Raw genomic sequence first — 13,492 nt, forward strand, 5'->3', positions numbered from 1 at the left:
TCGTTCAACGCGGCATGCGTACCGGCACACGCCGCTCGAGCCGGCCGAACGCGCGTTCGATCACGAACGCGAGCACGACATAGATCACGGCGATCGCCAGCAGCGGCTCGTAGGTCCGCAGCGTCTGCGCGCGGATGTAGTTCGCGGCGCCGAGCACGTCCATCACCGCGACCGTCGACGCGAGCGCGGTCGATTTCAGCAGCATCACCGTCTCGCCCGCGAGCGTCGGCAGCAGGATCTGGATCGCGCGCGGCAGCCACACGCGCCGCGCGATCATCGACGGGCGCATGCCCATCGCGCGCGCCGCCTCGATCTCGCCCTTCGGTACGCCGCGCAGGCCCGCGCGCAGCACCTCGCCGACATACGCGCCGACGCTGATCACCAGCGCGAACGCGACATACCAGAAGCCGTCGCGCAGGAACGGCCACAGCACGCTGTCGCGCAGCGCGGGCCAGCCGGCGAACAGCGAGCCGAGGCCATAGTAGATCAGGTAGATCTGCACGAGCAGCGGCGTGCCGCGTATCACTTCGGTGAAGGCCTTGCTGACGCGCGCGACGACCGGGTTGCCCGACAGCCGCGCGAACGCGACGACGATCGCGAGCGCGAAGCCGAACACGGCCGAGATGACGAGCAGCTTGACGGTGGTCAGCACGCCGAGCAGCAGCAGCGATCCGTAGGAAGACAGTACGCTCAGATCCATGACGTTGATCCGGTTCGGTCAGAAAATGCGTGAGAAGACCCGGCGCGGCTCACGATGCCGGCATCCACCGGCCGAAACGCCGCTCGATCTCGCGAAACAGCATGCCGGACAGCGACGTGATCGCGAAGTACACGGCCGCGACCATCAGGTAGTAGTGCATGTACTCGCGCGTCGACCCGGCCGCCTGCTTCGCGGTGTAGAGCAGCTCGCTGTAGCCGACCACGCTGATCAGCGCACTGTCTTTCACGAGGATCAGCCACAGGTTCGTGAAACCGGCCAGCGCATACGGCGCCATCGCCGGCAGCGTCACGCGGCGGAACACGAGGGCCGGCGGCGCGCCGAACGCGCGCGCGGCCTCGATCTGCCCGTACGGGATTGCGAGGATCGCGCCGCGGATGATCTCGGCCGCATACGCGCCCTGCACGATGCCGAGCACGATCACCGCCGCCGCGAAGCCGTTGACCGCGACCGGCCCGGCGCCGATCGCCGTCATCAGCAGGTTGATCGCGTCGGTGCCCGCGTAGTAGAGCAGCAGGATCAGCAGCAGCTCGGGCACCGCGCGGCACAGCGTCGTGTAACCCTGCGCGAGCCGCTCGAGCACGCGTACGCCGGACAGCTTCGCGGCCGCACCCAGCAGCCCGAGCACGATGCCGACGACGAACGCGCCGAGCGAAATCTCGAGCGTCACGCCCGCGCCCTGCAGGAGCGCGACGCCCCAGCCGTCCGGGTCCATGCCCAGGTAGCTCACCCATCCCCAACCGTCCATGCCGCCTCCTCGTCCGTGCGCGTATCCGTGCGATCAGTGCGGCCAGAGGTCGATCGGGAAATACTTCTTCGCGATCTGTGCGTACTTGCCCGATGCATGCAGCTGCTCGAGCGCCTGGTCCATCTGCTGCTTGAGCGGCGCATCGGCCTTGCGCATCCCCGCACCGACACCGTAGCCGAAGATCGCCGGGTCCATCTTCACGCTGCCGGGGCCCTTCAGCTCGAACGTGGCGCCGTCCTTCGACTTCAGGAAGTCGAGGATGCCGAGCTGGTCGAGGTACATCGTGTCGATGCGGCCGGCGACGAGGTCGGCGTTGCAGTCGTCCTGCGTGTTGTACAGGCGCACCGTCGCGGTCTTGCCGTAGGCCATCTTGATGAACTCGGCGTTCGCGGTCGAACCCTGCACGCCGATCACCTTGCCCTTCAGCCCGTCCGGCGTCAGCGTGAGTTTCTGGTTCTTCGCGCCGACGAAGGTGCCCGGCGTCTCGTAGTACGGCCGCGAGAACGCGATCACCTTCTGGCGCTCCGGCGTGATCGACATCGAATTGAAGATCACGTCGATCTTGTCGCTGAGCAGCGCCGGGATGATGCCGTCCCACGCGACTTCCTTGATCTCGCACTTCGCCTTCATCTGCTCGCACAGCGCGCGGATCAGGTCGGCCTCGAAGCCGCTCCACTGGCCCGTCGGGCTTTTCATCAGGAACGGCGGATAGGGCTCGGCGGCGACCCCGAAGCGCAGCACGCCGGACGACGCGTGCGCGGAACCGAACGGCGCGAGCGCCGCGAGGACGAGACTCAACAGGCACAGCAGACTGCGTACGACACGCTTCATGGTCGGACTCCTTGCAGGAAAGATGGGGATCGGGGCAGCCGACCGCGCGGGTCGCGCCCGCGGTTCAGTGGCGTTGCCGGTGTGCGTTGACGAACTGGCGGCAGCGTTCGCTCTGCGGCGAATCGAAGATCTCGGTCGGCGTGCCGCTCTCCTCGACGCGCCCTTCATGCAGAAACAGCACCTTGTTCGACACGTCGCGAGCAAACGCCATCTCGTGCGTGACGAGAATCATCGTGCGGCCTTCGCACGCGAGATCGCGAATCACCTTCAGCACTTCGCCGACGCGTTCGGGATCGAGCGCGGACGTCGGCTCGTCGAACAGCATTACCCTGGGCCGCATCGCCAGCGCGCGCGCAATCGCGACGCGCTGCTGCTGGCCGCCGGACAGGAACGCCGGATAGACATTGCGCTTGTCGGCGAGGCCGACGCGTTCGAGCAGTTGCTCGGCGCGCGCGATCGCTTCGGCGCGCGGTTCGCGCAGCACATGCACGGGCATCTCGATCACGTTCTCGAGCACCGTGCGGTGCGCCCACAGGTTGAAGCTCTGGAACACCATGCCGAGCCGCGTGCGAATGCGCTCGACCTGGCGCGGATCGGTCGGCACCGTGCGGCCCTTGCGGTCGACCTTCAGGCCGATCTCCTCGCCATCGACCACGATGCGCCCGCGAGTCGGCGTCTCCAGCAGGTTGATGCAGCGAAGCAGCGTGCTCTTGCCCGAGCCGCTCGCGCCGATCAGCGAGATCACTTCGCCTTCGCGCGCGCTCAGCGACACGCCCTTCAACACCTCCAGCTCGCCGAACCGCTTGTGCAGGTCCGTCACCTGCACGCGCTCCTCGACTGCCGCCTTCACGCTCTCCACCCGCGCCAACATGCTGTCTCCTGTGTCGAATTCTCACGCCCTTCCCGTGCGGGATCGCGGCGTCTTGTTGAATGGCCGACCAACCTCATGCGGAGTCGAGTATAGGCGCTGTTGAACGGTGGTTCAACAGATTTCAATCATCCGGGAGCAAGGGTTTTCGCGGGTTCCACGCCGCTTTCGATGGTGTAATTGAACAAGCGTCCGACACTCCCCTATAATCGGTGCCATGACGATTCCGTAAGGTCACTCCGTGAAAAAGACTCCTGGCAGCGCACCGGTTCAGACCCGCGGCCGCGGTATCCGCGAAACGCCCGCGGTGCGGCAGCAATCGATCATCGACGCGACGATGCGCTGCATCGCGCGCTACAGCTATTCGGAAACCACGATCGACCGCATCTGCGCGGAAGCGAAGGTATCGCGCGGGCTGATCAACCATCACTTCCAGTCGAAAGACGAGCTGATGGCGCAGACCTACAAGCGGCTCGCGTCCGACCTGCTCGACGTGTCGCGCGCGGCCGCCGCGAACGCGACCGGCCCCGAGGACAAGCTCGACGCGATCATCAAGGTGTGTTTCGCCGCACCGGTGTTCGCGCCGAAGAACGTGAAGGTATGGCTCGGCTTCTGGAGCGTTGCGCACAGCGATCCGGTGATCCGCAAGGCGCACAAGGAGCTGTATGCCGGCTACCGGCAAGCCTTGAAGAAGCTGTTCGACCAGATCGCGGAAGTGCGCGGCGGGACCGTCGACAGCGATCTCGCCGCGCTGACGCTGACGGCCGTGATCGACGGGTTCTGGCTCGAGCTCGCGCGCGACCCGACGTCGTTTACCGCGGAAGACGCGCTGACGAGCTGCCTGCGCGTCGTCGATACGTTCCTGCCGCCGCCGAAGACGGCCCGTAAGCGCGCGTAGGACGCCGCGCCACAACGGCAGCATGGCGCCGGATCGCCGCCGGCCATCCGGCGGCACCCACGACGGCCTCGCATTGCGAGGCCGTTCGTGTTCTCAGCGCGCGCGGATCTCGATCAGATACGGCGCATCGTGCGCCGCTGCTTCACCGAGTGCGCCAGCCAGCGACCCACCCTCCTCGACCCGCTGCGCGCCCCATCCATACGCCCGTGCGATCGCGACGAAATCCGGCGTATGCAGATCCACGCCGACCGGCTCGACGCCGCCGTCGACCATCGCGCGCTTGATTTCCCCGTATCCGCCGTTGTTCAGCAGCACGACGATCACGCGCGCACGATGCTGCACCGCCGTGCCGAGCTCCGCGAGCGTGTACTGGAATCCGCCATCGCCGGCGATGCAGACCACCGGCCGCGACGCATCGCCGAGGCTCGCGCCGACGGCGGCCGGCAGCCCGTAGCCGAGCGAGCCGAACCCGACCGACGCGTTGAACCAGCTGCGCGGGCGCGGCGCCGCAAAGCCGACGTTGCCCGCGTAGACGATGCGCGTCGAATCGCCGACGATCGCCGCATCGGGCAACGCGTCGCGCACGCTGTCGAGCAACGTCAGGTCGCGCTGCATTTCGTCGTTCAGTTCCTGTCGCGCCGCCGCACGGCACATCGCCGCGCGCTCGATGCCGTCGCCATCGACGCGCGCACGCGCATCGGCCGGCCACCCGCGCCGCAGCGCGCGCAGGGTTTCGCCGACATCGCCGAGCAGCGGCAGCGCGGGCACCGCGTTGCGGCACAGCTGCTGCGGGTCGATGTCGATCCGCACGAGCGGCGCGGGCATCGAGAAGCTGCGTGTTGCATACAGGTCGTAATCGGTCGGCCCGAGCTCGGTGCCGAGCGCGACGATCAGGTCGCTGTCGCGCATCAGCGCACGCACCGCGTCGCTCGACGCCGACCATGAAACGCCAAGCGGATGCGCGGGCGGCAGCACCCCGCGTCCATTGATCGTCATCACGACCGGTGCGTCGAGCGTTTCCGCGAGCCAGCGCACGTCGGCGGCCGCGTCGAGCGCGCCGCCGCCCGCGAGGATCAGCGGCGCGCGCGCGACAGCCGCCTTCGCGCGCAATGCGTCGATGCCGTCGGCCGACGCGGGGCCGGGCGCGATGCGCGGTGGCGCAGCCGGCACCGGCGGCAACGTGTCGGCCGGCGCCGCGAGCACGTCCAGCGGAATCTGGAGGTGCACCGGGCGCGGCCGGCCGCCCGAGAACACCGCGAACGCGCGCGCGATCGCCTGCGGCAGCGCGTCGGCGCGCGGCACCGTATAGCTGAACGCGGCGATGTTCTCCGCGAACGCGTGCTGGTCCGGGAGTTCGTGCAGATGGCCGTTGCCGGAGCCGATATCGCCGGACGCGTTGACGCTGGAAATAACCAGCATCGGAATCGAGTCCGCATACGCCTGCGCCATCGACGTCGCGATGTTCGTCATCCCGGGGCCGGTAATCACGAAACACACGCCGGGCTTGCCGGTCGCGCGCGCATAGCCGTCAGCCATGAAGCCGAGGCCCTGCTCGTGGCGCGCGCTCACATGACGCAGCGCGCTGCCGGCCAGCCCGCGGTACAGCTCGATCGTATGCACGCCGGGAATGCCGAACACCGTATCGACGCCGTATGCGGCGAGCAGGTCGACCAGGTACATGCCTACTGTTTTCATGTCTTTTCCGTCGTTCAGGGTAGGTTGGTGGATCGCGCACCGGCCGGCGAGGCCATCAGTGTGCGAGACCCGGCAACAGCTCGCGCACGCCCTGCGCGAGCATCTGGAACGCGATCGCGGTCAGCACGATGCCCGACAGCCGCTCGACGAGCGTCCTGCCGATCTCGCCGAGCCGGCGGCACCACGATGCCGAGCACGCATACGTGAGCCCGATCACGCCCGCATGCAGCACGCAGGCCGCGCTCAGCGCGAGCAGGTCGGACGGCGTGTGAAAGCGCGTCGCGGTCGTGATCACGAGCGACATCACCGCGCTGCCGATCGACAGCGGGAAGATCAACGGCACCGCGATGTAGTTGCGCCACTGCGCATATTCGAGCCGCCGGTCGCCGCCGCTGCGTTCGTCGTTCGCCGTGCCGCGCATCATCGGGATCGACCACAGGCACAGCACGAGGCCGCCCGTCAGCGTCAGCGCGCCGAGCGTGAGGCCGAGCATCCGCAGCAGGAACTGCCCGCCCCATACCGCGCCGACCATCAGCGCCGCAATCCACGCGAACAGCCTGAACGCGATCTGCCGCTGCGTCACGTCGGGAAAATGCCCGGTAACAGCCGCGTACATCGGGATCGCGACCGGCGGACAGAACAGTGTCAGCAAGCCGGTCAGGAACAGCAGCACGTCGCTCGACGTCAGGGTCATCGCTCGAACTCGGATGCGGTCGGAGGGTTGAGAGGCGCATCGGCATCGTGACCGGGTGTCGCGGTCAGTCCTGCGCGGCTTCCTGCGGCGCGCGCTCGCGCGGCCGCATGTCGCCGTCGAAGTCGTCGAGCGTCGGAAACGCCATCGGTTCGAGCCGGTCGAGCTGCGCGAGATGATCGTCATAGCGGTCGAGCACGGCCGCACGCTCGGCCTCGCCGATGTACGGCACGTGATAGCCGACGAACGACGGCAGCACGTCGAAGCCCGCATAGCCGAGCGTGCCGCGCAGCACGTGGCGCAGCATCAGGTCCATTTCGCCGTGCACACCATCCGCACCGAACATGTAGTCGCGGCCGCCGCACGTATAGGCGAGCAACGCGCGCTTGCCGCGCATCCCGCCGCGGTCGTAGAAGCGCACGCCGCCGTACACCTTGCCCGACACGAGCACGCGGTCTATCCAGCCCTTCATGATCGCCGGCACCGAGCACCAGAACAGCGGGAAGCTCAGGATCAGCAGGTCGCATGCGGCCAGCTTGTCGAGTTCCGCGGCGATGTCCGGCGCGATCGCGTGCGCGGCGACGTTCTCGCGCTGCTCAAGCGCGTAGACGAGATAGTCGGGATTCTTGCGCACGCCGAAATCGGCCGCGCTCGCAACAGGATTCCACTGCATCGCGTACAGGTCGGACACCGTCACGGTATGCCCCTGCGCTTCGAGCGTACTCACCGCGCGGTGCAGCATCGACGTCGTGAACGACTGCGGTTCGGGATGGGCGTGAACGATCAGGACTTTCATGATGCGATTTTTCTCCGCAACGTAACGTTGAAGGGTTGAACTCACACGGACCCGGCCGCGCGCTTGCGCAGCAGCGACAGGCCGATCGCGACGCAGGTCGCGACGAGCAGCAGCGTGGACACCGACGCGATCGCGGGGTCGACGTTCTCGCGCATCCCGTCCCACATCCGGCGCGGCAGCGTGTACACGCTCCGGCTCGAGATGAACAGCGTGACGACCAGCTCATCCCACGACAGGATGAACGCGAACACCGCCGCCGACAGCACGCCCGGCCGGATCGACGGCAGGATCACATAGCGCAGCGTCTGCGCGAGGTTCGCGCCGAGGCTGCGCGACGCCTGTTCGATCCGCAGGCCGACGGTCGCGAGCGACGCAGACACGGCCACCACCACGTAAGGCACCGACAGCACGACGTGCGACAGGATCACGGCCGGCAGGCTGTCGAGCATCCCGAGCTCGCCCCACAGCCGGTAGAACGCGAGCGCCGATACGATCGGCGGCACGATCAGCGGAAACAGGATCACGCCGCGCACTAACTCGCCGCGACGCGACGCGACCTTCCACAGTCCGATCGCGCACAGCGTGCCGAGCGTGACCGAGATCGCCGACGACACCAGCGCGATCAGCCCGCTTTGCAGAAAGCTCGACACCCAGCCGTCGTCGTCGAGCAGCACGCCGTAGTGGCGCAGCGACAGCGCGCCGTCCGGCATCGACAGGTAGTCGCTCGGCGTCAGCGATACGGGCACCGACACGAGCAGCGGCAGCATCAGGAACAGGATCGCGGCCCACGCGACACCGACCACCAGCGCGCGCCCTGCGGTCATTCGGTTCTTCATCGGTTCGTCCTCCGTTCGAATCAGCGCGCGCCGAACAGCTCGCGCAGATCGACGAAACGCGCGAGCAGCGCGAGCGCGGCCAGGATCGACGCCAGCAGCAGCGACGCGAGCGCCGCCCCGCTGCCCCAGTTCACGAGCTGCAGGATCTGCGTGCTGATGTACTCGGCGATCATCACCGTGCGGCCGCCGCCGAGAATCACCGGCGTCACGTAGAAGCCGAGCGAGAAGATGAACACGAGGATCGCCGCGCCGACGATACCCGGCCGCGTCTGCGGGAAATACACCTTGCGGAACGTGACGAACGCGCCCGCGCCGAGCCCCTGCGACGCACGCGCGAGCTGCGGGTCGATGCCCTTCATGTTCGCGTACAGCGGCAGCACCGCATACGGAATCATGAAGTGGATCATCCCGATCACGACGCCGATCTCGTTGCGCATCAGCGGCAGCGGCGCGTCGGTCAGCCCGATGCGCATCAGCAGCGTGTTGACGAGCCCCTGCTCGCCGAGCAGGAACAGCCACGAGAACGCGCGCACCAGCACCGACGCCCAGAACGGCACGAGCAACCCGAACATCAGCGCCATCCGCTGGCGCGGGCCGACATGCGCCATCGCATAGGCGATCGCGTAGCCGAGCGCGACCGAAAAGACCGTCGTGACCGCGCACACGCGCAGCGTCGTCCACAGCACGCGGTGCACGCCGTGGTTCTCCAGCAGACGCGCGTAGTTCTGCAGCCCGGGCTCCGGCACCGTGAAGCCGAGCCACAGCACGCGCACGAGCGGATAGACGTACAGCACGATCAGCACCGCGAGCAGCGGCACGACGAGCAGCCAGTAGCGGTCGGCCTTCGCACGGCCGAGCGGGACGGAGCCCGCGACGGGAGTAGACAGGGTATTCATGGCGTGACGCTCACGAGGCGGCGGCTCAGGACGACATCAGGTCGGTGTACTGCGCGAGCGTCGTTTCGTAATGCTGCGCCCACCATTCGGGATTCACCTTGCACTGCTTCGCCCAGTTCTCGGGCGTGCCGGGATTGTCGGCGCGCAGCGCCTGCGGCACCGCGGCCGTCGCGGCAGGCGTCACCGGCCCGTTGCCGAGCAGCGACAGCAGGCGCACCTGCGGCTCGACGCCCTGCACGAACTTGATGAACTGCCACACGGCGTCGCCCGAGGGGTTGTTCTTCGGCACGCCCCACACGTCGCACGACGCGAGCCCCTGCTCCCACGTATAGCGGAACCGGCCGTTGCTTTCGCGCTGGATCACGTTCGCGCGCGTATGCCAGATGCACGCCATGCTGACTTCGCCGTTGCGCAGCAGCTGCAGGCTGTCCGCGCCCGAATCCCACAGCAGCACGTTCGAGCGCAGTTCCTTGAGCTTTTTCAGCGCGCGCGGCACGTCGATCGGATAGACCTTGTCCTTGTCGACGCCGTCGGCCATCAGCGCGGCTTCCAGCGCGCCGCCCATCCACTTCCACAGCCCGCGCTTGCCCGGAAACTTGCCGACATTCCAGAAATCGGCCCAGTTCTTCGGCGGATTCGCGCCGAACTTGCGCGCGTCGTAGACCAGCACGTAGCTCAGCAGGTACGACGGCACGCCGAAGTCCGATGCGAGCCCCGGCAGCGCATTGCGACCGACGACCGAATAGTCGATCGGCCGCAGGAAACCCTGCTTGCCGAGCTTGATCGCCGCGAAGCCGTCGAGGTCCATCACGTCCCAGATCACGTTCCGGTTCTCGACCATCGCCTTGATCTTGCCGTCCTCCGGCGACGAGTCGTAGCCCATCCTGATGCCGCTCGCCTTCGTGAACGGGTCCATGTACGCGGAGCGGAACGCCGAACGCGCTTCGCCGCCCCACGCGCTGAGCAAGATTTCCTTTGGATTCGCGGCTTGCGCCTCCTTCGCGCCGAGCGACAGCAGCGTCGGCGCGATGCCGGCGGCCGCGCACAGCCGGAGGAAATCGCGGCGCCGCTGCGACGTCGCGGGTTGAAGATCGCGTGCTTGGTCGAGCAGGTCCTGCAAATGGCGGTTCGTCATGGTGTCTCCTCCAGGCTGGGCAGCGCCCGCACGCATCTCGTCGTTTCCGGGCACCGGTGAATCGATCGGCGACGACGGCCTGCGCCGCGTCGCGCGGGATGCAGCGTTCGCGCGTCAGTCGGCCGCGATCCGGCAGGTCGCGTCGCGCTCCCACTGCACGAACACGTCCATGCCGGTGCGCGGCGACGCGAGCCCGCGCCACGCGGGCACGTCCGCCGTCATGCAGCCGAGCGCCGACGTCTCGATCTCGAAGCGGTACGACGAGCCGAAATAGCTCCAGTGACGAATGCGCCCCGCCACTTCGTTGTGCGCGCCGCCGCACGACGTCGCCGACACGGCGACCTTCTCGGGACGCAGCGCGAACAGCAGCGTGTCGTCGGCCCGCGCGCCGCACACGGGCGCGACGAACCGTGCATCGCCGACGCGGTAATGCGTCGTCGCCGCATCACCGCCGAGCGCGACGCCTTCGATGAAGTTGCTCTTGCCGAGGAAGTCCGCGACGAAGCGGTTGGCCGGCTGCTCGTACAGCCCGTCCGGCGTGCCGATCTGCTCGAGCCGGCCGTCGCGCATGATCGCGATCCGGTCCGACATCGACAGCGCTTCCTCCTGGTCGTGCGTGACGAACAGGAACGTCGCGCCGAGCCGTTCGTGCAGCGCCTTCAGCTCGACCTGCACCTCGCCGCGCAGCTTGCGGTCGAGCGCGCCAAGCGGTTCGTCGAGCAGCACGAGGTCCGGATCGAACACCAGCGCGCGCGCGATCGCGACGCGTTGCTGCTGGCCGCCCGACAACTGGCGCGGCAGCCGGTCCGCAAGATGGCCGAGCCGCACGAGATCGAGCGCGGCCTTCACGCGCTTCACCGCGTCGGGCCCCTTCTGCTTGCGCACCATCAGCGGATACGCGACGTTCTGTTCGACCGTCATGTGCGGAAACAGCGCATAGCCCTGGAACACCATCCCGAAGTTGCGCTTCTCCGGCGGCAACGCGACGATGCTGCGGCCGCCCACGCGCAGGTCGCCGGTGGTCGGATGTTCGAAGCCCGCGACGATCGTCAGCAGCGTCGTCTTGCCGGAACCCGACGGCCCGAGGATCGTCAGGAATTCGCCGCGCGGAATCTCGATCGACGTTTCCCGCAGCGCATGCACGCTGCCGTAGCGCTTCGACACGCGATCGATCTGCAGGCCCGCGCCGTTCACGATGCGCGCGGCCGATGCCGTGCGCGCCGCCTCCGCTCCGGGCCGCCCCTCCTCCACACCTGCCGACGTCTCCATCACCGCGCTCATCGTGTGTCTCCTGGTCGACTCACAATTGGGTTGAACGTTCATTTAACAGAACTTATACTATGCCGAAATGCGGTCCGCAAGTAGCGGCGACCCTTGCCGGCTCTGACACACCCCGACACACAACAACCAGGAGACAGTGATCAGCATGAGCATCGAGGACATCCGAATCGAACGGCACGACGGCGTCGTGACCCTTCGACTGAATCGCCCGGCGAAGCGCAATTCGCTCGCGCGGCCGCATCTCGACTTTCTTCGCGAGACGCTCGACGCGCTCGCGAACGATCCGGCGGTGCGCTGCGTCGTGCTGACCGGCACCGGCAGCGCGTTTTGCGCAGGCGCGGACGTCGACGAATGGGCCGAGGCCGAGCGCAACGGCGAACTCGACACCTACGGGTGGACCGAACGCGCGCACCGCTTCGTGCAGGCGCTCGCCGCGTTTCCGCGCCCCACCGTCGCGGCGCTGAACGGCTCGACGGTCGGCGCGGGCACCGACATCGGCTTCGCGTGCGACTTCCGCATCGCGAGCACGGCCGCGACGCTGCGCTGCGGGTATACGGGCATGGGCTACAGCCCCGACATGGGCGGAAGCTGGTTCCTGCCGCGCCTCGCACGCCCCGACGTCGCACGCCGCTTCATCTTCCTGAACGAACGCTGGAGCGCGCAGGATGCGCTCGCGGCCGGACTGGTCTCCGAAGTCGTCGACGTCGATGCGTTCGCGGAGCACGTCACCGCGTTCGCCGCGCGGCTCGCACAAGGGCCGAGCGTCGCGTTCGGCCATACCAAGGCGCTGCTCGCGCAGTCGCTCACGCATTCCCTCGCCGAGCAACTGCGCGGCGAGCTGGCAGCCGGCGTCGCTTGCGGTCACAGCGAGGACGGCCAGGAAGCGCTTCGCGCGTCGGTCGACGGTCGCGCACCCCATTTTGTCGGGAGATGATTGATGGATTTTTCGCTGACCCAAGAGCAGGAAATGCTGGTGACGTCGCTGCGTCAGTTCGTCGAAAAGGAACTGCAGCCCCATGAATTCGCGGTCGATCGCGCGGACGACGTGCCGCCCGAGCTCGCCGATTCGATCCGCCGCAAGTCGCTCGAGCTTGGCTTCTATGCGTTCAACATGCCGGAAAGCGCCGGCGGGCCCGGTCTCGACTACGTGACGCAAGCGCTCGTCGAGCGCGAGCTCGGCCGCACGAGCTGGGCGCTGCACGTGTTCGTCGCGCGGCCGAGCAAGATCCTGATGGCGTGCAAGGGCGACCAGATCGAGCGCTACCTGAAACCGGCCGTGCGCGGCGAGCGCGTCGACTGCTTCGCGCTGACCGAGCCGGGTGCCGGCTCGGATGCGATGGGTATCCGCACGCGCGCGGTGCGCGACGGCGACGACTACGTGATCAACGGCAGCAAGCACTTCATCAGCCACGCGGATACGGCCGACTTCGTGATCCTGTTCGCCGTCACCGGCGAGGAGGAAGTGCGTGGCCAGAAGCGCAAGCGCGTGACCTGCTTCCTGATCGACAAGGACACGCCGGGCATGACCGTGCGCCGCGGCCCGCACTGCACGAGCCTGCGCGGCTATCACCAGTCGGAAATCTTCCTGAGCGATTGCCGCGTGAGCGCCGCACAGATCCTCGGCGAAGAGCATCGCGGCTTCGAGCTCGCGAACGACTGGCTCACCGCCGGGCGCGTGATGGTCGCCGCGAACAACATCGGCCGCGCGCAGCGCGCGTTCGAGATGGCCGCCGAATGGGCCGCGACGCGCCATCAGTTCGGCAAGCGCATCGGCGATTTCCAGGGCACGTCGTTCAAGCTCGCCGACATGCAGACCGAGATCCGCGCGGCGGAACTCGTCACGCTCTATACCGCGCAGAAGCTCGATCTGGGCACGATGACCGACGGTGACGCCGCCCTCGCGAAACTGCTGGCCACCGAAACGCTCGGCCGCGTGACCGATCACGCGGTGCAGATCTACGGCGGCATGGGGCTGATGGACGAACTGCCGATCGAGCGCTTCTGGCGCGATGCGCGCATCGAGCGCATCTGGGAAGGCACGTCCGAGATCCAGCGCCACATCCTGTCCAAGGAAATCCTCCGACGCTACAGCTGACGCG

At 67.7% G+C, this 13,492-nt stretch carries 14 protein-coding genes; 3 read left to right on the forward strand and 11 right to left on the reverse strand.

The genetic code is table 11. The features are described from left to right. Nucleotides 1-4: 4 nt before the first annotated feature. The 4 genes from BDI24065_RS26755 to BDI24065_RS26770 form a co-directional block, all read right to left on the reverse strand. Nucleotides 5-700, reverse strand: a complete 696-nt coding sequence (locus tag BDI24065_RS26755; protein ID WP_174983821.1) for an ABC transporter permease — start codon at nucleotides 698-700, stop codon at nucleotides 5-7. 49 nt (nucleotides 701-749) lie between these two features. Continuing rightward, nucleotides 750-1,466 (reverse strand): ABC transporter permease, encoded by a 717-nt coding sequence (locus BDI24065_RS26760; protein ID WP_175001521.1) that lies wholly within the window; start codon nucleotides 1,464-1,466, stop codon nucleotides 750-752. Between the two features lie 33 nt (nucleotides 1,467-1,499). Beyond that, nucleotides 1,500-2,297 carry a transporter substrate-binding domain-containing protein gene (locus tag BDI24065_RS26765; RefSeq protein WP_175033805.1) on the reverse strand — a complete coding sequence of 266 codons (798 nt, stop codon included), beginning with the start codon at nucleotides 2,295-2,297 and terminating at the stop codon, nucleotides 1,500-1,502. A gap of 64 nt (nucleotides 2,298-2,361) precedes the next feature. Further along, entirely contained in the window at nucleotides 2,362-3,147 is a 786-nt protein-coding gene (locus BDI24065_RS26770; protein ID WP_438820037.1) for an ABC transporter ATP-binding protein, read from the reverse strand. Nucleotides 3,148-3,406: 259 nt separating this feature from the next. On the opposite strand from BDI24065_RS26770, the gene BDI24065_RS26775 reads away from it, so the two are divergent. Beyond that, on the forward strand, nucleotides 3,407-4,063 hold the full coding sequence (locus BDI24065_RS26775) for a TetR family transcriptional regulator C-terminal domain-containing protein (RefSeq protein ID WP_226212924.1): 657 nt from the start codon (nucleotides 3,407-3,409) through the stop codon (nucleotides 4,061-4,063). A gap of 93 nt (nucleotides 4,064-4,156) precedes the next feature. Here the strand turns inward: BDI24065_RS26775 and BDI24065_RS26780 are convergent, their stop codons facing one another. The 7 genes from BDI24065_RS26780 to BDI24065_RS26810 form a co-directional block, all read right to left on the reverse strand. After that, on the reverse strand, nucleotides 4,157-5,758 hold the full coding sequence (locus BDI24065_RS26780) for a 5-guanidino-2-oxopentanoate decarboxylase (protein ID WP_175033807.1): 1,602 nt from the start codon (nucleotides 5,756-5,758) through the stop codon (nucleotides 4,157-4,159). 55 nt (nucleotides 5,759-5,813) lie between these two features. Then, nucleotides 5,814-6,452: a MarC family protein gene (locus BDI24065_RS26785; protein WP_122949365.1), complete on the reverse strand. Its 639-nt coding sequence runs from the start codon at nucleotides 6,450-6,452 to the stop codon at nucleotides 5,814-5,816. Between the two features lie 64 nt (nucleotides 6,453-6,516). After that, on the reverse strand, nucleotides 6,517-7,245 hold the full coding sequence (locus tag BDI24065_RS26790) for an NAD(P)H-dependent oxidoreductase (protein ID WP_175033808.1): 729 nt from the start codon (nucleotides 7,243-7,245) through the stop codon (nucleotides 6,517-6,519). A 41-nt stretch (nucleotides 7,246-7,286) separates the two neighbouring features. Further along, nucleotides 7,287-8,081: an ABC transporter permease gene (locus BDI24065_RS26795; RefSeq protein ID WP_175033809.1), complete on the reverse strand. Its 795-nt coding sequence runs from the start codon at nucleotides 8,079-8,081 to the stop codon at nucleotides 7,287-7,289. Nucleotides 8,082-8,101: 20 nt separating this feature from the next. After that, complete coding sequence (locus BDI24065_RS26800) at nucleotides 8,102-8,977, reverse strand: ABC transporter permease (RefSeq protein ID WP_175033810.1); 876 nt, start codon at nucleotides 8,975-8,977, stop codon at nucleotides 8,102-8,104. 25 nt (nucleotides 8,978-9,002) lie between these two features. Then, nucleotides 9,003-10,112, reverse strand: coding sequence for an ABC transporter substrate-binding protein (locus BDI24065_RS26805; RefSeq protein ID WP_175033811.1), 1,110 nt, complete (start codon nucleotides 10,110-10,112; stop codon nucleotides 9,003-9,005). A gap of 114 nt (nucleotides 10,113-10,226) precedes the next feature. Further along, nucleotides 10,227-11,393 carry an ABC transporter ATP-binding protein gene (locus BDI24065_RS26810; protein ID WP_175033812.1) on the reverse strand — a complete coding sequence of 389 codons (1,167 nt, stop codon included), beginning with the start codon at nucleotides 11,391-11,393 and terminating at the stop codon, nucleotides 10,227-10,229. A gap of 145 nt (nucleotides 11,394-11,538) precedes the next feature. On the opposite strand from BDI24065_RS26810, the gene BDI24065_RS26815 reads away from it, so the two are divergent. Together BDI24065_RS26815 and BDI24065_RS26820 are read left to right on the forward strand one after the other, a co-directional pair. Beyond that, on the forward strand, nucleotides 11,539-12,327 hold the full coding sequence (locus BDI24065_RS26815; RefSeq protein ID WP_175033813.1) for an enoyl-CoA hydratase/isomerase family protein: 789 nt from the start codon (nucleotides 11,539-11,541) through the stop codon (nucleotides 12,325-12,327). A gap of 3 nt (nucleotides 12,328-12,330) precedes the next feature. Next, entirely contained in the window at nucleotides 12,331-13,488 is a 1,158-nt protein-coding gene (locus tag BDI24065_RS26820; RefSeq protein WP_122949358.1) for an acyl-CoA dehydrogenase family protein, read from the forward strand. Nucleotides 13,489-13,492: the final 4 nt, after the last annotated feature.

The organism is Burkholderia lata, from assembly GCF_902499025.1.
Taxonomy (GTDB): domain Bacteria; phylum Pseudomonadota; class Gammaproteobacteria; order Burkholderiales; family Burkholderiaceae; genus Burkholderia; species Burkholderia lata_C.

Excerpts from the sequence above, each read along its gene's own strand:
- BDI24065_RS26755 (WP_174983821.1), bottom strand. The coding sequence starts at position 700 with ATGGATCTGAGCGTACTGTCTTCCTACGGATCGCTGCTGCTGCTCGGC.
- BDI24065_RS26760 (WP_175001521.1), bottom strand. The coding sequence starts at position 1,466 with ATGGACGGTTGGGGATGGGTGAGCTACCTGGGCATGGACCCGGACGGC.
- BDI24065_RS26765 (WP_175033805.1), bottom strand. The coding sequence starts at position 2,297 with ATGAAGCGTGTCGTACGCAGTCTGCTGTGCCTGTTGAGTCTCGTCCTC.
- BDI24065_RS26780 (WP_175033807.1), bottom strand. The coding sequence starts at position 5,758 with ATGAAAACAGTAGGCATGTACCTGGTCGACCTGCTCGCCGCATACGGC.
- BDI24065_RS26785 (WP_122949365.1), bottom strand. The coding sequence starts at position 6,452 with ATGACCCTGACGTCGAGCGACGTGCTGCTGTTCCTGACCGGCTTGCTG.
- BDI24065_RS26790 (WP_175033808.1), bottom strand. The coding sequence starts at position 7,245 with ATGAAAGTCCTGATCGTTCACGCCCATCCCGAACCGCAGTCGTTCACG.
- BDI24065_RS26795 (WP_175033809.1), bottom strand. The coding sequence starts at position 8,081 with ATGAAGAACCGAATGACCGCAGGGCGCGCGCTGGTGGTCGGTGTCGCG.
- BDI24065_RS26800 (WP_175033810.1), bottom strand. The coding sequence starts at position 8,977 with ATGAATACCCTGTCTACTCCCGTCGCGGGCTCCGTCCCGCTCGGCCGT.
- BDI24065_RS26805 (WP_175033811.1), bottom strand. The coding sequence starts at position 10,112 with ATGACGAACCGCCATTTGCAGGACCTGCTCGACCAAGCACGCGATCTT.
- BDI24065_RS26810 (WP_175033812.1), bottom strand. The coding sequence starts at position 11,393 with ATGAGCGCGGTGATGGAGACGTCGGCAGGTGTGGAGGAGGGGCGGCCC.
- BDI24065_RS26815 (WP_175033813.1), top strand. The coding sequence starts at position 11,539 with ATGAGCATCGAGGACATCCGAATCGAACGGCACGACGGCGTCGTGACC.
- BDI24065_RS26820 (WP_122949358.1), top strand. The coding sequence starts at position 12,331 with ATGGATTTTTCGCTGACCCAAGAGCAGGAAATGCTGGTGACGTCGCTG.